Here is a 17,352-nt window from a genome sequence, read left to right on the forward strand (position 1 = left end):
ATCACACTGAGCCGGTGGGGTTGTCACCCCACCGGCTTTGTGTTGCCCGCTTCGACCGGTCGGCTCGTTCCCGCTGCCGGATGCCCATCGGCACGACGGCGAAGAGGAAAACGAGCGAGAACAGCATCAGCAGTACGCCGCTCACCGCGGGTACCTCGCCGTCCACGACATCCAGGACGACGACCGCAGCACCCAGCACGAACATCAGCACGAACACGGCCCGCATGAGCACGACCGGGAAGGGCGTGGCGAGCAGGGCGTTGGCGCTCTCGACCAATGGGCGTGCGAGTTTCGCGTCATCCATGGCTTCGCCGCGGCGCATGGTGCGGGCGACATGTCTGCGCTGGGACCGATCGAGCCCTTTCAGCGGCCGGGCTTCCCACGAGCGCCGCATCACCACGGCCATGAACACGCCGAAGTACACCCCACCCACGACACCAACCCAGACGTTGTCGTTGAGGAAACCCATCGTCGCGCCGAACAGCACGCCGCTGGCCAGCCCCAGCGCCACCACACGCGTCATCGTCACTCCCCGAACCGTTCTTCGGTCAATCGCAACGACTGTGCGACCAAACCGAACGCGATGAACACAGCGAGCAGCCGATGCGTCTCGTCATGTTCCCTCCCAGGGGAGGGATTACCCAGAAAGCTGATCAGTCTTGCGGGTGGGAGCGCGGATTGCTCCGAACGCACCAACCCGGTGGATCATTGCCAGGGAAACCACCTGCCTTCCGTTTCCCGGCTGGACCGCTCGAACCGCTCACGGACCCACACCAAGTACCGCAGCCACAGCCACAGGCGCACGCCACCGGCGATCAAAGCCAGGCCGCTCCACCCAGGCATCCCCTCGACAACGAGGCTCAACCCGACCGCGAGCACACCGCAGACCAGGACCACCATCGAACTCGCACGCACGAACTTCAGCGAGAACTGGGTACGCAGGATCTCGGACGCGTGATCCATGAGCGGACGGGCGAGTTCCCGGCTGTCCACCGCCACGCCGCGGTGCATCGCCCTGCCGATCCGCCACCGCTGTTTCACGTCCAGCCCCTCGAGTGTGCTGAGCACCAGCCGGTGCCGCATCACCAGGACGATGACCAGCGCCGTCACCGGACCGCCGACGAACATGACCACCGCGTTGCCGCCGCTGAGCCACAACCCCGCGGTGAACAGGACCGAGTAGACCAGCCACAAGACGGCCAATTGGGCGAACTTCGACACGAACGCTCCCCTCGACGACGATCGTCCGTCTCGTGTCATCGCCGACGGGCCCGCGAACGCAACACCGCTCAGGGCCGGGGTGTCCGCCTGGCCAGTTCTTTCTTGCCCGGCTTGCCCAAAGCTGTGGTCGGCATGGTGTCGATGACCGTGATCGTGACGGGAACACCGAGTCGCCCACTTGCCCAGTCGAGCAGTTCGTTCGCTTCGATGCCCGGTGCGACAACGAATACGTGGGCCGCTCCGCCGGTGTGATCGTCGGGTACGGCGACGACCGCGGCCTCGCCGACCGCTGGGTGACTGGTCAGCGCGTCCTCGATGGGACCGGCGTAGTGGTTGCAACCGTTGGCGATGATGATGTCCTTGATGCGTCCCGCCAGGTAGGGGTAGCCGTGGTCGTCGAAGCGGCCGAGGTCCCCGGTGTGCAGCCAGCCGTCTCGCAGTGCGGTCGCGGTCAGCTCCGGGCGGCTCCAGTACCCCGGCATCACCGACGCCGATTTGACGCACACCTCACCGATCTCGCCTGGCGCGACGGGGTTTCCTTGCGGTGTCCGCAGTTCGACGGTGACGCCGGGCAGCGGCCTGCCGACGGAGCCGAGCAGTTCGGGGCGATCACCCGTCGCGGCAGCGTGGTCCGCCGGGCCGAGCACTGACGTCGCGGGCGCTTCGGTTGTCGCGTAGGTTCTGCATCAGCCTCGGCCCGAACCGAGCAAGCGCTTGACGCAGCCGGGCCGGTGCTATCGGGGCGCTCCCGTAGGTGAGGAACTGCAACGCGCTGAATTCCGCGCCGGGACGGTCAAGCAGCCGGTACAGCCAGGACGGGTACAGGTATGTCACCGCCATGTCGGCCTGCTGCACGGCGTCGACGAACTGGTCGGGATCGAAACCGTCGAGGATCTCGACGGTGGCAGGCCTGTGGTGCCGCTGGTGTCCAGCACCCGCGCGATGTCCTCTTCCCTGGCCACTACCGGCAACAGGTCCGCCGACTCGGCCTTGGCTGCCGCGCTCAGCTCGTCCAGGTCCGTGATGACGGTGGTGGCGCGTGCGTCGTCGACCACGTGTTGCAGATGCGGCGAGCCCGGGAGCAGCGGGTCAGGCGCAATCCGAGCGTGAACGCCGCCAAGCGCACCACGAACGCCTCTGGACGGTTACCCGCGACGAGGACAAGCCGTCGCCGCGCCGCGAACCGCGTCGCTGTAATGCCCGTGCGGTGCGGTACACGGCCGCCAGCAGCTCGCCGTAGGTGGTCTCACGGCTGCGACAGGACAGCGCGGTTCGTTCCTCGTGTTCCGCCAACGCCTCCAGCGCACTGCTGATGCTCACGATAGCCCGTGTCGCCGGGCGCCTCGGGGTGCTGCGCGGCGCCGGACTGGCCGAACGCGACACGGCCTACGCGGTGTTCATGGTGTCGACCGTCTCCTCGACGGCACCGCCGCACTGATACCGCCTGCTACGGCTTGACCGGCCCGCTTCCCAAGCCCCACCGGTTTTCCGTCGCCCGCATGGACTGCTCGACAAGCACTTGCCGTCTGGCGTCCACGACGAAATACGCCACCAGGGCTGCCACAACGGCGACCGGTGCCACATCCAGCCAGTCGAGATCCCCCTCACCCACGGACCCCAGCAGGACGAGCACCGCACCACAGACGACGAGCACAAGGCTCACGATCCGCAACACCCGCATCGAGGCGTGCCAACGCAGGCTCGCGGACGCGTACGCCACCAACGGGTTGGCCAGTTCGAGGCTGTCGGCCGCTTCACCGCGCCGGACAGTTCTGACGACCCGCAGGCGCTGAGCCCGGTCGAGTCCGTCGAGCGCATCGGACGACGGACTGATGCTGGCGATCCAGCGCGGCATCTCAGTCTCCCTGCAGTCCCGATCCCCGCACCTGCGCGCCCCACCGGCTCTCCGTCGCCCGCTGCGCCTGCGCGATACGCGCCTGGACCTTACCCACCCCGAAGGAGGGCACCAGCAACAGCGGCCCGCCCACGATCATGAGCACGCCCGTCCAGCCGGGGTTCCCCCTGCCACATAGGTCAGCAGAGCCGGCACGCCGACGACGAGCACACAGCTGCCCATGATCCGCAGCAACTTCGGCGACGACTGCGCGCGCTGGATCGCCGCCGTGTGCGCAACCAGCGGAGCGGCGAGTTCGGGGCCGGCCACGGCCGCACCGCGCTGCCCGTGCCGATCCTCGTCCCGGCGAACATGGGCAGCACCAGCAGCACCCACAGCAGCGTCAGGCCGGCCTTGCGCGACACGACTTCCCACCTCAGATCCCCCACCAGCGGAAATCCGCCGACAACAGTGTCGAGCACACCCAGCCCGATCGCCGTGAGCGAACGGTGGAATTGTTCGCCGATCTACGTAGTTGAGCGAATCAGACTCAATCTTCTTCGTAGAGGGTGTGACAGCCGTGAGCGAGACCTTGAACCTCCCCGTTCTGCCGCTGGATGACGTCGTCGTGCTGCCCGGAATGGTCGTTCCGGTCCGGCTCGCCGAGGCCGACGCGCGCGCCGCCATCGACGCGGCACAGGCCGCCGGCCAGTCGAAGATACTGCTGGTCCCCAGGCTGGACGGGAAATACGCCAAGGCAGGCACGGTCGGCGAGATCGAACAGATCGGCCGCCTGCCCGGCGGGCAGAAAGCCGCCGTCGTGCGCGGCATCTCCCGCGCCCGGATCGGCGCCGCGACCAGCGGCCCCGGCGCGGCCCTGTGGGTCGAGGCCACCGAGCTCGACGACGTGGCCGACGAGCGCGCACGCGAGCTCGCCAAGGAGTACAAGACTCTGACCACCGCGATCCTGCAGCGCCGCGGCGCCTGGCAGGTCGTCGACCAGGTGCAGCAGGTGAGCGATCCGGCGCAGCTGGCCGACCTGGCCGGGTACGCCCCGTACCTCACCGAGGAGCAGAAGCTGTGGCTGCTGGAGACGGCGAACGTCACCGAGCGGCTGGCCAAGCTCGTCACCTGGGCGCAGGAGCACATCGCCGAACTGGACGTCGCCGAGACGATCAACAAGGACGTCAAGGAAGGCGTCGAGAAGCAGCAGCGCGAGTTCCTGCTGCGCCAGCAGCTCGCCGCGATCCGCAAGGAACTGGCCGAGCTGGACGGCAAACCCGCGTCCGAGGAGCAGGACTACCGCGCCCGCGTCGAGGAGGCGGACCTGCCCGAGCACGTGGCGAAGGCAGCGCTCGCCGAGGTCGACAAACTGGAGCGCACGTCCGAGCAGTCGCCCGAGGTCGGCTGGATCCGCACGTGGCTGGACACAGTCCTGGACATGCCGTGGAACAACCGCACCGAGGACAGCTACGACATCAAGGGCGCGCGGGCGGTGCTCGACGCCGACCACGCGGGCCTGGACGACGTCAAGGAGCGCATCGTCGAGTACTTGGCGGTTCGCCGCCGCCGCGCTGACCGCGGCCTCGGTGTCGTCGGCGGACGGCGCAGCGGCGCTGTGCTTGCGCTGGTCGGCCCGCCCGGTGTCGGCAAGACGTCGCTGGGCGAGTCCGTCGCGCGGGCCATGGGACGCGAGTTCGTCCGGGTCGCGCTGGGCGGTGTGCGCGACGAGGCCGAGATCCGCGGCCACCGGCGCACGTACGTCGGCGCGCAGTCCGGCCGGATCGTGCGTGCCATCAAGGAAGCCGGTTCGATGAACCCGGTCGTGCTGCTCGACGAGATCGACAAGGTCGGCGCGGACTACCGGGGCGACCCGACCGCCGCGCTGCTGGAAGTGCTCGACCCGGCGCAGAACCACACGTTCCGCGACCACTACCTGGAAGTCGAGCTGGACCTGTCCGACGTGGTCTTCCTCGCGACGGCCAACGTACTGGAATCCATCCCCGGCCCGCTGCTGGACCGCATGGAGCTGGTGCAGCTGGACGGCTACACCGAGGACGAGAAGGTCGTCATCGCCCGTGACCACCTGCTGCCCCGCCAGCTGGACCGCGCGGGCCTGACCGTCGACGACGTGAAGTTCGACGACGACGCGCTGCGGCTGCTGGCCGCCGAGTACACGCGTGAGGCCGGTGTCCGGCAGTTGGAGCGGGCGGTGGCACGGGTGCTGCGCAAGGTGACGACCAAGCTGGCGCTCGGCGAGGACCTCAAGTCCATCCACATCGGACCGAAGGACGTCAAGGAGTACCTCGGCAGCCCGAAGCACAAGCCGGAGTCCGGCGAGCGCACCTCGGTTCCAGGCGTGGCAACGGGTCTCGCGGTCACCGGGATCGGCGGCGACGTGTTGTTCGTCGAAGCCTCGCTGGCGGACAAGGAAACCGGGCACACCGGCGTGACGCTGACCGGGCAACTGGGCGACGTCATGAAGGAGTCCGCGCAGATCGCCCTGTCGTACCTGCGGTCGCGGGGAGCGGAGCTCGAACTGCCGGTCGGCGACCTGTCGGAACGCAACATCCACATCCACGTCCCGGCAGGCGCGGTTCCGAAGGACGGCCCGAGCGCGGGCGTCACCATGACGACCGCGTTGGCGTCGCTGCTGTCGGGACGGCCGGTGCGTTCGGAGGTCGCGATGACCGGTGAGGTGTCGCTGACCGGCCGGGTCCTGCCGATCGGTGGCGTGAAGCAGAAGCTGCTCGCCGCGCACCGCGCCGGACTGACCACGGTCCTGCTGCCCAAGCGCAACGAGCCGGACCTGGAGGACGTGCCGGAGACGGTGCTGAAGGAGCTGACCGTGCACCTGGTCAGCGACGTCCGCGACGTGCTGGGCCTGGCACTGGAACCGGCCACCTCGACGGCCGCGATCGCCGCCTGACCAACAGGAAACGTAGTACAGCGCGGTAAAACGCGCTCAAGCAAGCAGATCCGGCGCGCAGTGGGCGCCGGATCTGCTTGTTTGGCTTCCTGGCTGCCGAACCAGACGATGAGCCGCACCTTGTCGTCGCCGTGGCCAGCGCCCGCATGACAGTCCAGACCGGTTCCCATTCCCAGGTGACCGCGTCCCCGCGGCACAGGCGTTCACTGCGGAAGACCATGTCGCCGCCGATCCGTTCGGTGCCCTCCGGTCAGGTCCTCCCATCGCCCTGTGCCGTCATCGGAAGGCCACTGGCTTCGGCGAACGGCTGGCCAGAACCGATTTTCCCCGCCAGACCAGACTGCCGTCAGGTTGTCGTTGACATGCGCACGTGGCTGTCGGGCAGGTCCGCGCGTTCCTCCCAGTCGATGGCCTCGATCTCCGGCCAGCCGATCCAGGTGACGCCGAGGCACGGAAATGCCCGATGTCGGCGAAGGTGGCGGCCGAACCGTCGCCGGGCGCACCGCGACCAGCCGCGACCAGCCGCGATCGGCCGCGATCCGCCGGAAGTCGGCGAAGTCGCGGACCCCGGACAGACAGCCGAACGCGTCGTAGTTCCGGTGATCGTCCAAGACATCCAAGCCGATCGCCGGTTCCCGCGGTCGAGCCGCCGGCTGGCTGCCGATCGAAGCCTGCCGGTGCTCGATGGCCGCCCCTTGCATATAACCCTAGATGGGGGTACAAATGGGGTTATGCCCAAAGTCAACGTCTACCTCCCCGACGAACTGGCCGACGCGGTCAAGGCGGCCAGCCTGCCGGTGTCGGCGATCTGCCAACGCGCGCTGGAACAGTCCGTGCGGCGGGTCTCGGCGATCCGCGCGATGACGCTGGACGACGTGGGCGATTTACAACTGGCCCAGTTCACCGAGCGGATGCGTACCGTGATCAGGCTCGGTATGGAACGATCAGCCGGCGCCCCAGCGGTGGGCACCGAACACCTGCTGCACGGAATGCTCAGCGAAGGCTCCAACCTGGCCCTGCAAGTGCTGCGGGCGATGGAAATCGACCCAGTGGTCGTAGAACGGGCACTGGCCGCGCGGCTGCCCTCAGCCGACGGCGCACCAGCGAAACAGTTCAGCGGCCCCGCCGCGAACGCGCTCGAGCTGACCGTGACCGAGGCGATCGCGTTGGGACACAACTACGTCGGCTGTGAGCACCTGTTACTCGGCCTGTTGAGCGAGCCTTCCGGAGCAGCCGGGGAGGTCCTACACGAGGCAGGCGTGGAACTGCGCACCGCACGAAAAACCGTCGTCGCCGCGTTGACGGGGTACGCCCACCTGCGCGCACAGTCCGGTATGGATCCGATCGCGGCCGCCATCCGCAAGGAGTTGAAGCCGGTCATCGAACGGATCGAGCGCCTGGAAGAACGCACGGAATCCTGATGATCAAGGTCGTCGTACTCGTGATCGTGGTGGCATTCCTGTTGGGAGCATTGGTTTAGGACATCTGGGCCAGACCAGCCGGCGCAACAACCACACGAACCCGAGACGGTCCAATCCGTACAGGCCCAACGGAGCCAGTACACGCAACACCGACCCGAACCCGACCCCGAACCCGGATTCGCTGCACTGCCAGGCAGGCGCGCCGGAGCCCGCGCACTTGCGACACAGCCGTGCGGTCGTCCGTGGGCTCGATCACCCGCCGGGCGCAGTGGGCAAAGACGCAGTCCACGCTGCCCTACCCACAAGGCGAAGGGCCGCAGGACATCCACACAAGCCTGACACAGACCTCCTCACCCAACAACACACCCCAAGACGCCCAACCCCATGCAAACCCGAACGGAGCCAGCCCGCACCACCATCCCGAACCCGAACCTGCCCCGGATCCACTGCACCTGCCAAGCAGACACGCCGCAGCCCGCACACCGGCGACACCTCCGCGCGATCTCGCGAACTCCCGCAGACCCGCCCGACCACGTCAAAACCCACCCGGACACAGTGGACAAAGACACGGTCCACGCGGTCCTACCCACAACGCCACAGGGCCACAAGACACCACACGAGCCCGACGCAGACCTCCTCACACAGCAACCACACACCCCAAGACGCCCAACCCTCACAAGCCCGAACGGAGCCAGCACACACAAACACCTACCCGGACCGGCCCAGATTCACTGCACCGCCAAAGCAGGCGTGCCGCAACCCCCGCACCTGTGAAACAAACTTGCAGTCGCCCATCGGCTCAATCGCCGCCGGGCGCGGTGGGCGAAGATGCGGCCCACGCTGTCCTACCCCACTAGGCACATACCGCAGGCCATCGGCCGGAGACCAAGACCACCCGAACCAAGGCCCCTTCCGAGCAGACGTGGTGCGGCCCGCGCACCTGCGACACAGCCTTGCGATCAATCGTCGGCAGCGTCACGAAAGGAGGCGGTCATGCCAAAGGCCGAGCGGAGCAGGCGCAGCAACCCAGGCGCAGTGATCGCCGACGGCCGCAACCACCTGGGCTAGGCCCGGCACGAACACCGAAGAATCATCCGAAACTGATCGATCTTGATCAATGACCAGGAAGCAGCGTTGGTTTGAGGCGTGTACTGCTTGTCGCGACTGGCGACACGATGGCCTACCTGACCGATCCGCCTGGGGTGGCTACCGGCGCGCAACTGTTGCGGGGGATCGCGGACGTGCCGGGTGTGGACGTCACGGTCGAGGATGTGATGGCCGAGCCGAGCTGGGACACGTCGCCCGCCACGATGCTGGCCATCGCCCGTAGAGCACGGTCGGCGTTGGTGGAGGGGTTCGACGGTGTGGTGGTCACGCACGGCGTCGACACGCTGGAGGAGACAGCTTTCCTCACCGAGCTCGTCGTTGGGCAGGTGCGGGGTGCGGTTGTGTTCACGGGTGGGACGGCGCCTTTCGACGAACCGGGCAGTGACGGGCCCGGCAATCTGGTCACCGCGGTGATCGCTGCCGCAGATCCGGCGGTGGACAGCACGGTGGTGTGCTTCAACGGCGAGTTACACGCCGCGAGATGGGCTCGGCTGGTGACTGCGACGGCGTTCGAGTCGGATCCGGTCCTTGGCCGTGTCAGCCGCGGTTCGGGCGTTCGGCTGGCCGCGGCTCCCCCACGCCGCACACCGGACATCGACGGTGTGCCGGAGACCGACGTGGCGTTGGTCAAGACCTACCCGGGCATGCCGGCGTCCTTGCTCACCGCGGTGACGGACGCGGGGGCTCGCGGCGTCGTGTTGGAGGGCACCGGGTCGGGCAACGTCCCGGTCGAGTTGTTCATCCCGATCAGCGAGCTGGTCGAGTGGGGAATCCCGGTCGTCATCGCCTCACGGGCGAGCACGCCGGGCATGACCAGCCTGGCCGGGAAGGTGGGGGCGATCAGCGCGCACGGCCTCAGCCCGGTGCACGCCCGGATCGCGTTGATGGCCGCGTTGGCCACCACGCACGCCACCAGGAAGGCGGTGGACTCGGCACGCGAGTGGTTCGCTCACCTGCTTGGATAGCGGTTATGACAGCAGCGCCTCAGGTCGTGGTACTCGCCGATTCGAATTCGCTCGCCGCCGCCACGGCGGCGCGGCTGGTGACAGCGATCATCGACGCCCAGGCCGCCACGGGGTCGGCGTCCGTGGTGCTGACCGGCGGCCGAACGGGAACAGCTGTGCTCGCGCAGGTGCTGGCCGTGCCGGCCAAGGACGCGGTGGACTGGTCCCGTGTGGATTTCTACTGGGGCGACGAACGATTCCTGCCTGCGGGAGACCCCGACCGCAACGAAACCCAGGCACGGGAGGCATTCCTGGACCACCTGCCGGTCGACCCGGCGCGTGTGCACGTGATGGAGCCGTCAGACGGGAAGTTCGGCGACGACCCGGACGCGGCCGCTGAGGCATACGCGCGCCTGCTGGTGGCGAAGGCACCCGGCGAGGAGACCGTGCCCGCGTTCGACGTGTGCCTGCTGGGGGTCGGCGAGGAAGGCCACACCGCCTCGATCTTCCCGGACTCCCCTGCCGTCCACGAGACGGACCGGACGGTCGTGGCTGTGCGCGACTGCCCGAAACCGCCGCCCACGCGCGTCTCGCTGACACTGCCCGCGATCCGCCGCTCCCGCGAGGTCTGGTTGCTGACCGGCGGCGAAAGCAAGGCAGACGCGGTCGGCCTGGCACTCGACGGCGCCACCGAGGTGGACATCCCGGCAGCGGGCGCACGTGGCCGATCCCGCACGGTCTGGCTCCTGGACAAGGCAGCCGCCGCCAAGGCACCGGGCACCCATCGCGCCTGAACTGCGGGCCCAGACTTTCCTCAACGCCAAGTGGATCTTCGCCCTGCGTCTCGTGTCAACGTGCTGCGCGCCCGCGTGATCGGCATCCCCGAGCCGTTCGACTACCCCTGCCTGTCCGCCGCGCGAGCTGATCCGGTAGTTGCGGCGGGTCGCAGAGCACCGGCGGGAGCGAGAAGGAGGCCACCATGCCGGCCGGGGGCTGCTGCTGGACGAGTTCCGGCGCGCGTGGGCCTGTCCACGGTGCCCGCTCGCTGACGCGGCGAATCCCTTTGCGGCCTGTGCATATCCGTGCACTTGGCGGCGCCGGTCACCTAGTTTCGAGGGGTGACCGAGGACTCAGGCATTCGTGAGCTCGCCGGTCGGTACCGGCTGATCACGCCGCTGGGACGGCAGGTGATGCGCGGGTGGGACCTGCACCTGCGCCAGGTCGTCGCGGTCCGGCTCCTCGGTCAGCAGGAGGAACCGGATCTTTTCGTCGAACGGGCGGGCGCGCTGACTGATCTTGCGCATCCCGGCCTTGTCCGTGTGCTCGATGCCGGTGTCACCCATGACGGTGAACCGTTCGTGGTTCAGGAGTTCGTCGCGGGTACGACGCTCAAGGCGCGGCTGGCTGGTGGCACGTTGGACGCGGGTGCTGTGACCGAACTCGGATCCGCGCTCGGGCGAGCCTTGGCTTACGCGCATTCGCAGGGTGTGGCCCACCGGGACGTCCACCCCGGCAACGTGTTGCTCGGGCCTGGGATGGAGCCCTGCCTCACCAATGTCGGCACCTCGCCGGGCACGGTCGTCTCCTATCTCGCGCCGGAGCAGGTCAACGGCGACGACCCGACGATGGCTTCCGACGTGTACTCGCTCGGCCTCGTTCTGCTCGAGGCGTTGACCGGGCGGACCGAGTACCCCGGTGACGGCAGGACGACCGCGCTCGCCCGGTTGAGCCGCGCACCCATCATCGACCCGGATCTGCCGCACGCCGCCGCGTTGCGGGCCATGGTGTGCGCGGACCCGAACGACCGGCCCGACGCGGCCACGTGTGTCGACCTGCTGCGTGGTTCGTCGGCGAAGTCGCGTGTTCAGACGCGGACGGTGCTGATCGCGGCCGTCGCGGCCGCGATTGCGGCGACCGGCATCACCATCGCGATGAACCTGCCGAAGCAGCCGCCTCAGCCACGCGTCGCACCCCAGCAGGCAACCACCGACGTGACGGTGACGCCGCCGGTCATCACCGAAGTCGTCGATCGGCCCGCCGGCCAGGTGATCGACCGGCCACCCGCCGTCGCAGAGGGAGTCCGCGAGCAACCCGGCATCCTGCTCCCGCCCATCACGACGACGCCGACGGCAGGCGCTCTGCTTCCGTGGCATCCGTGGGAGCCGCTCGCCCGTCCGAGGCTCGGGAAGAAGCCGCACCAGCCGTGGAAGTTCCCTCCCCCGCACGTCGGTGGGGAAGGGAACTCCGGGCGCTGACGTCAGCGCAGGCCGTTGCGGCGCGCCACCGCGATCAGCACGTCCGGGTCGTCCGAGATGATCCCCGTGACGCCGAGGTCGATCACCCGTTGGATGGTCGCTTCGTCGTTCACCGTGTACGGCACCACTTTCAGGCCGTACTTCGGCGCCAGGTCCGGCGCGGTGGGTCCGAAGTAGTACTTCGGGTCGGTGCGCCGGTACCAGTCGTCCGAGGTGACCTTGGTCTGCTTGGGGTCGTGCACCTGCCAGTTCGCCGACACCGCGGACGCCCCCGAGGCACGCACGAGCTTGCCGAGGTCGCGGTAGCGCCACCAGTCCAGCCCGCCGGTCCACGGGCTCTTCACCGACGGGTCGCCATACGCCGCCATCAGCGAGCACTCGTCGGCGACGGTCTTGCACTCGTCGGGCCCGTACTGCCAGATCAACGCCACGGTCTCGATGCGCGGGTCGATCGCACGCGACAACCGGATGGTGCGCCAGTCGAACGACTGGATGGTCGATCGGTGCGCCATCCCGGCCTTCTCGATCGCACCGACCAGCTGCAGGGTGAACTGCCAGTACGGCGCGGTGTCGTCGGCCGCCGGGCTGATCTTGGTCTCGATGTTGAACCGGATGTCGGTCCGGCCGCTGCGCTTGACCAGGTCGAACACCTCGGCCAGGGTCGGGATGCGCTGGCCGGGCACGGCGACCTGCTTGGGGAACTCCGGCAGTGTCTTGCTGCCGCAGTCGATCGTCTTGATCTGCGCGAGCGTCAACTGGCGGATCTGCTTGCCGACGTACGGGAATTCCGGGTCACCCGGCTTCACCGGCGCGGTGTCCACGCAGTGCGAGCCGTTGACGGTCCGGTCGTGGATGACCACGAGCTGGTTGTCCTGTGTCACGCCCGCGTCGAGCTCCAGGGTGGACACCTCGGGCAGGCCGAGCGAGTACTGGAACGACGCCAGTGTGTTCTCTGGCCGCACGGAACGGCCGCCGCGGTGCGCCTGCACGTCGAACGGCGAGGCGTAGGCGCGCGGGAGCTTGAATCCGCGCTGCTTCAGCAGGTCACGCAACCGGTCCGGGTAGTCGGTGATGATGCCGTCCACGCCGTCGTCGATCAGCTTGGCCATGGTCGGCACGTCGTCGATCGTCCACGGCACGACCTTGATGCCGTTGCGGTGCGCGTGGCGGACCATGTCCTTGGTGACGTACGGCTTGTAGTCCGGGTCGGTCACCTTGCCTGCCTGCGGGAAGCCGTGCACCGGGGAGAAGGCGTCCGCCTTGAAGGACTTGATCGCCGCGATCGGGTCGCCGCCGAAGTCGTCGATGTCGATCCCGCCGAGCCACGGCGAGCGGCCCGGCTTGCCGGTCTGCAGGAAGTCGTAGTTGGTCAGCGCGACGATGGGCAGCTCCGGCGCGACCTGGCGGATGCGCATCAGCGCGCCCCAGTCGAAGCTCTGGATGCTGACCCGGCGCGCGAACCCGGCCTGCCGGATCTCCCTGGCGGCCACCTGCACGAACTGCTCGCGCGGGGCGGTCTCGGTGGGCGCGCCCGCCTCGACCTTGGTCTCGATGTTCAGCTTGACGTCGTCCGCGCGGTAGCGCTTGACCAGGTCGAAGACCTCGCGCAGCAGCGGCATCCGCGAACCGGGCGACAGCACCGCGCCGGGGTGCTCGGGCAGCTTGCGCGAGCCGCAGTCGAGCGTCTTGACCTGGGCGAGCGTCAAGGTGTTGACGTATTTCCCGGCGTACGGGAACTCCGGGTCGCCCGGCGTGACCGGGCCGGTGTCGGCGCACTTGCGGCCGTCGACGCGGCGGTCGTGCGTGACGACGGCCTGGCCGTCCTCGGTGATCTGCAGGTCGAGTTCGAGTGTGGTGACGCCGAGCCGGATGGCGTTGCCGAACGAGCTGAGCGTGCTCTCCGACCGCAGCCCGAGCCCACCCCGGTGTGCCTGTAAGTCGAAGTCGTGCGAGTGGCTGTGCTTGCGCTCGGCCTGTGCTGGAGCCGCCAGCAGGCCCGTGATCAGCGCGATCGCGGTGCCTGTGACGACTGTCGTCGGCCAGATGCTTCTCATGGGCGCGGATGCTCGCAGCCGGAAACGAACGAACTTGAACCATTCACTGAACTTTTCGCCGGTCTACACCGAAAGGCGGTTTCCCGGGCAACCAGTTACCAGGTTGGCTGTCAACCCGTAAAGGGTTCACATGCACATTGGAGCAACCCGTGTCCTTACGTCAGCGGGCCGCAGTCTTACCCCTGTTCTTGCTGGTAGGCCTGGCCAGCCCGGCCGTCGCCGCGCCGGTCGCCGACCTGCCCGACTCCTTCTCGACACTGTCCGCTGTCGATCCGGCGAAACGGATCGAGACCTCGCGGACGACCCGGCCGGTCGCCCCGGGCGTGACACTCAGCTCATTCGACTGGTACGAACCGGGCGACGCGGGCGGATGGGTGCGCGGCGACTCACTCACGGTCGACCTCGGCGCGGGCACCACCGTCGACTACGTCGACCCCGGCCTGGTCACCAAGGCGGAGCCACTGTCCACCCAGGCCGACGCCAAGCGCGCGGTCGCCGCGGTGAACGGCGACTTCTTCGACATCAACAACTCCAACGCCCCCGAAGGCGCGGCGATCAAGTCCGGTTCGCTGGTCAAGTCACCCAACTCCGGGCACAACCGCGCGGTCGGGATCGACGCGGCCGGCATCGGCCGGGTCATGGACGTCTTCTTCGACGGCACACTGACCACCCCCGCGGGCACGACCAAGCTGACGCACCTCAACAGCGCACGGATCGACGCCAACGGCATCGGCGTGTTCAACCCGGTCTGGGGCACGTACTCACGCGACCGGGGCACGCAGGGTGCCACGAAGGTCGCCGAGGTGGTCGTGCAGAACGACACCGTCACGCAGGTCCGGCCGACGCCCGGCGCGGACGCGTTGCCCGCCAACGGTTACGCACTCGTCGGACGCGAAGCGGGCGCGGACACGCTGGCCGCGTTGAAGCCCGGTGACAAGGTCAAGGTCCAGTACTCCTCACGGACCAGCGACGGCAGCAACCCGAAGGCGTTGATCGGCGGCAACCAGCCGCTGATCCGCAACGGCCAGATCGTCGCACCCGACGACCCGCTGCACCCGCGCACCGCGGTCGGTTTCTCCGCTGACGGCAAGAAGATGTTCCTGCTGACCGTCGACGGCAGGCAGGCGCCGTACCTGCTCGGCCTCAACCTCAAGGACCTCGCCGCGATCCTGAAGGAAATGGGCGCGTACAACGCGCTCAACCTCGACGGCGGCGGCTCGTCGACGATGCTCGCGCGTGAACCCGGCACCACCGAACTCGATGTCGAGAACAAGCCGTCGGACGGCGCCGAACGACCCGTCCCGAACGGACTCGCGCTGTACGCGCCCGCGGGCACCGGGAAGCTGAACGGTTTCTGGGTGACCACGGCCAGCGACCGGGAAAGGGCGCCAGGTACTGACCCGATTCCCGGCGGCCGGCCCGACCGCGTGTTCCCCGGTCTGACCCGCAAGCTGATCGCGCACGGCCACGACGAGACCTACGGCCCCGCGCAGGGTTCGCACACGTGGCAGGCGAGCGGAGGTGGCTGGATCGGCAGCGACGGTATCTTCCGCGCCACGACGAAGGGCACCGCGAAGGTCTCCGCCCGCAACGGGCGGATCTCCGGTGAGACGACGTTGACCGTGCTCGGGCCGCTCACGCGGCTCACGGCGACCACCGCGCGGCTCAGCCTGTCCGGCCAGGGCGCGACGGGCCAGGCGGGAATCGTCGGCTACGACAACGACGGCTTCACCGCGCCGATCGAGCCGTCCGACCTGAGGCTGGACTACGACAAGTCGCTGCTGGAGATCACGCCGACCGCCGACGGCGCGTTGCAGTTCAAGGGACTCAAGCCACTCGGCTCCGCGGTGGTCACGGTCACCGCCGGCCAGCAGGTCACCAGGATCCCGGTCACCGTCGGCCTGGAGGAGCGCACGTTCGCCACCTTCGACGACGGCGCCACATGGACCTTCGGCTCGGCACGCGGCACGGGCTCGGTCGCTCCCGTTCCCAACGGGCACACGGGTGCCGGGTTGAAGCTGGCGTACGACTTCACGTTGTCGACCGGAACCCGCACGGCGTACGCGAACCCGCCGCAGCCGATCAAGATCCCCGGCCAGCCGCTCGCGTTGGGCGCGTGGGTGTACGGCAACGGCAAGGGAGAGTGGACGGCGTTCACGGTGGTCGACGGCCAAGGCCAGTCCAGGTCGCTCTACGGCCCGTACATCACGTGGACCGGCTGGAAGTACATGGAGATCGCGGTCCCGTCCGAGATGGCGTTCCCGTTGACAGTCAACCGGTTCTACACGATCGAGACCAAGGCCGACCGGCAGTACACCGGCGAGGTGCTGATCGACGACTTCGTCGCCAAGGTGCCGCCAGAGGTGCAGATCCCCGCCGAGACCACGGTGCGGGACCGGCTCGTGGTGCAGGACGGGACGGTCGGCGACCGGCCGTGGCGGTTCGCGGTGATGTCGGATTCGCAGTTCGTCGCCCGCAACCCCGACAGCGACCTGGTCAAGGCGGCGCGCCGGACACTGCGGGAGATCAAGGCGCGGAAACCGGACTTCCTCGTCATCAACGGCGACTTCGTCGACGAGGCCGCACCGGCTGATCTGCAACTGGCGCACCGGATCCTCGACGAGGAACTCGGCAACGAACTCAAGTGGTACTACGTGCCGGGCAACCACGAGATCATGGGACCGGGCACGATCGAGAACTTCCGCCGCGAATTCGGCACGACGAACCGGACCTTCGACCACAAGGGCACCCGGTTCGTGCTGCTCGACTCGTCGACCGGGACGATCCGCGGCGGCGGGTTCGACCAGACCGCGATGCTCCGCAAGGCACTGGACTCGGCCAAGGTGGACAAGCCGGTGCGGTCCGTCGTGGTGATGCAGCACCACCCGCCGCGTGACCCGACCCCGGCCAAGGGCAGCCAGCTGTCCGACCGGCTGGAGGCCTCGATGCTGGAGCAGTGGCTCGGTGCGTTCCGGCACGAGACCGGCAAGGGTGCCGCGTTCGTCGGCGGGCACGTCGGCGTGTTCCACGCGTCCCGTGTAGACGGTGTGCCGTATCTGATCAACGGCAACTCCGGCAAGGCCCCGAGCGACGGCACGACATCCGGCGGCTTCACCGGCTGGAGCCTGCTCGGCGTGGACAACAGGCGCGGCGGTGACTGGCTGGCCGCCGAGATCCGTCCGCACGTCGACTCGTTGACGATCACCGCGCCCAGCACGCTGAACTGGGGTGAGTCCGGGAAGGTGTCGGCCACGCTGACGCAGGGTTCCCGCACGGTCCCGGTTTCCTACCCGGTGAGCTACGACTGGTCCGGTTCGCTCAACCTGCTGATCGGTGACTGGAGCGGGTGGCGGCCGTGGCACACAGCCCGTCTCGACCCGAAGACGGGCGAGCTGACCGCGTTGTGGCCGGGTACCTACACGGTCGCGCTGACGGTCAACGGCGTGACGCAGCGGTCGACTGTCCAGGTGGCGTTGCGCGCCGCGTCCTGATTCCCGTTCGGTTCGACGGGGAGGTCCTGGCCGCTGATCTTGACCGGCGGTCAGGACCACGGGCAAACTGGTGATGCGACTGGGGACGTTCGCATC

Annotated in this window: 14 protein-coding genes and 2 pseudogenes; 7 read left to right on the top strand and 9 right to left on the bottom strand. The window is 68.4% G+C overall.

Annotation, left to right across the window (positions count from 1 at the left end; all coding sequences use genetic code 11):
- Nucleotide 1 precedes the first annotated feature (1 nt).
- From AOZ06_RS36325 to AOZ06_RS36345, 5 genes and pseudogenes are all read right to left on the bottom strand, one after another.
- Nucleotides 2-523, bottom strand: coding sequence for a hypothetical protein (locus AOZ06_RS36325; RefSeq protein WP_157233446.1), 522 nt, complete (start codon nt 521-523; stop codon nt 2-4).
- A 182-nt stretch (nt 524-705) separates the two neighbouring features.
- A complete protein-coding gene (locus tag AOZ06_RS36330) occupies nt 706-1,221 on the bottom strand; it encodes a hypothetical protein (RefSeq protein WP_054293515.1) in 516 nt (171 codons plus the stop codon).
- Nucleotides 1,222-1,289: 68 nt separating this feature from the next.
- Nucleotides 1,290-1,703 carry an AMP-binding enzyme gene (locus AOZ06_RS61395; RefSeq protein WP_335338428.1) on the bottom strand — a complete coding sequence of 138 codons (414 nt, stop codon included), beginning with the start codon at nt 1,701-1,703 and terminating at the stop codon, nt 1,290-1,292.
- Nucleotides 1,701-1,889, bottom strand: a pseudogene (locus AOZ06_RS61775) (AMP-binding protein); the annotation flags it as partial. The gene AOZ06_RS61395 and the pseudogene AOZ06_RS61775, both read right to left, overlap by 3 nt.
- Nucleotides 1,890-2,051: 162 nt before the next feature.
- Nucleotides 2,052-2,276, bottom strand: a complete 225-nt coding sequence (locus AOZ06_RS36345; protein WP_054293518.1) for a hypothetical protein — start codon at nt 2,274-2,276, stop codon at nt 2,052-2,054.
- A gap of 257 nt (nt 2,277-2,533) precedes the next feature.
- Between AOZ06_RS36345 and AOZ06_RS61405 the strand changes: the two genes are divergently transcribed.
- Nucleotides 2,534-2,659: a hypothetical protein gene (locus tag AOZ06_RS61405; protein WP_257721436.1), complete on the top strand. Its 126-nt coding sequence runs from the start codon at nt 2,534-2,536 to the stop codon at nt 2,657-2,659.
- A 9-nt stretch (nt 2,660-2,668) separates the two neighbouring features.
- Here the strand turns inward: AOZ06_RS61405 and AOZ06_RS36355 are convergent, their stop codons facing one another.
- Both AOZ06_RS36355 and AOZ06_RS57080 read right to left on the bottom strand, forming a co-directional pair.
- Nucleotides 2,669-3,076 carry a hypothetical protein gene (locus AOZ06_RS36355; RefSeq protein WP_054293520.1) on the bottom strand — a complete coding sequence of 136 codons (408 nt, stop codon included), beginning with the start codon at nt 3,074-3,076 and terminating at the stop codon, nt 2,669-2,671.
- A 135-nt stretch (nt 3,077-3,211) separates the two neighbouring features.
- Complete coding sequence (locus AOZ06_RS57080; RefSeq protein ID WP_157233447.1) at nt 3,212-3,385, bottom strand: hypothetical protein; 174 nt, start codon at nt 3,383-3,385, stop codon at nt 3,212-3,214.
- A 250-nt stretch (nt 3,386-3,635) separates the two neighbouring features.
- Here AOZ06_RS57080 and lon point away from each other — a divergent pair, with 250 nt between their 5' ends.
- The 5 genes from lon to AOZ06_RS36380 all read left to right on the top strand — a co-directional run bounded on the left by lon (nt 3,636) and on the right by AOZ06_RS36380 (nt 11,711).
- Nucleotides 3,636-5,984 (top strand): endopeptidase La, encoded by a 2,349-nt coding sequence (gene lon / locus AOZ06_RS36360; RefSeq protein WP_054297180.1) that lies wholly within the window; start codon nt 3,636-3,638, stop codon nt 5,982-5,984.
- A gap of 731 nt (nt 5,985-6,715) precedes the next feature.
- On the top strand, nt 6,716-7,405 hold the full coding sequence (locus AOZ06_RS36365) for a Clp protease N-terminal domain-containing protein (RefSeq protein ID WP_054293521.1): 690 nt from the start codon (nt 6,716-6,718) through the stop codon (nt 7,403-7,405).
- 1,139 nt (nt 7,406-8,544) lie between these two features.
- The gene (locus tag AOZ06_RS36370) at nt 8,545-9,477 is read left to right on the top strand and encodes an asparaginase (RefSeq protein WP_083472162.1); all 933 of its coding nucleotides are present in this window, start codon (nt 8,545-8,547) and stop codon (nt 9,475-9,477) included.
- Between the two features lie 5 nt (nt 9,478-9,482).
- Complete coding sequence (pgl, locus tag AOZ06_RS36375; RefSeq protein WP_054293523.1) at nt 9,483-10,250, top strand: 6-phosphogluconolactonase; 768 nt, start codon at nt 9,483-9,485, stop codon at nt 10,248-10,250.
- A gap of 324 nt (nt 10,251-10,574) precedes the next feature.
- Entirely contained in the window at nt 10,575-11,711 is a 1,137-nt protein-coding gene (locus AOZ06_RS36380; RefSeq protein WP_054293524.1) for a serine/threonine-protein kinase, read from the top strand.
- A gap of 2 nt (nt 11,712-11,713) precedes the next feature.
- Here the strand turns inward: AOZ06_RS36380 and AOZ06_RS60610 are convergent, their stop codons facing one another.
- Nucleotides 11,714-12,700 (bottom strand): glycerophosphodiester phosphodiesterase family protein, encoded by a 987-nt coding sequence (locus AOZ06_RS60610; RefSeq protein ID WP_236952470.1) that lies wholly within the window; start codon nt 12,698-12,700, stop codon nt 11,714-11,716.
- 15 nt (nt 12,701-12,715) lie between these two features.
- Nucleotides 12,716-13,765 (bottom strand): annotated as a pseudogene (locus AOZ06_RS60615) (glycerophosphodiester phosphodiesterase family protein); the annotation flags it as partial.
- Nucleotides 13,766-13,914: 149 nt separating this feature from the next.
- Between AOZ06_RS60615 and AOZ06_RS36390 the strand changes: the two are divergent.
- Nucleotides 13,915-17,256 (top strand): phosphodiester glycosidase family protein, encoded by a 3,342-nt coding sequence (locus AOZ06_RS36390; RefSeq protein WP_054293525.1) that lies wholly within the window; start codon nt 13,915-13,917, stop codon nt 17,254-17,256.
- Nucleotides 17,257-17,352: the final 96 nt, after the last annotated feature.

Source organism: Kibdelosporangium phytohabitans (assembly GCF_001302585.1).
GTDB classification, from domain to species: domain Bacteria; phylum Actinomycetota; class Actinomycetes; order Mycobacteriales; family Pseudonocardiaceae; genus Kibdelosporangium; species Kibdelosporangium phytohabitans.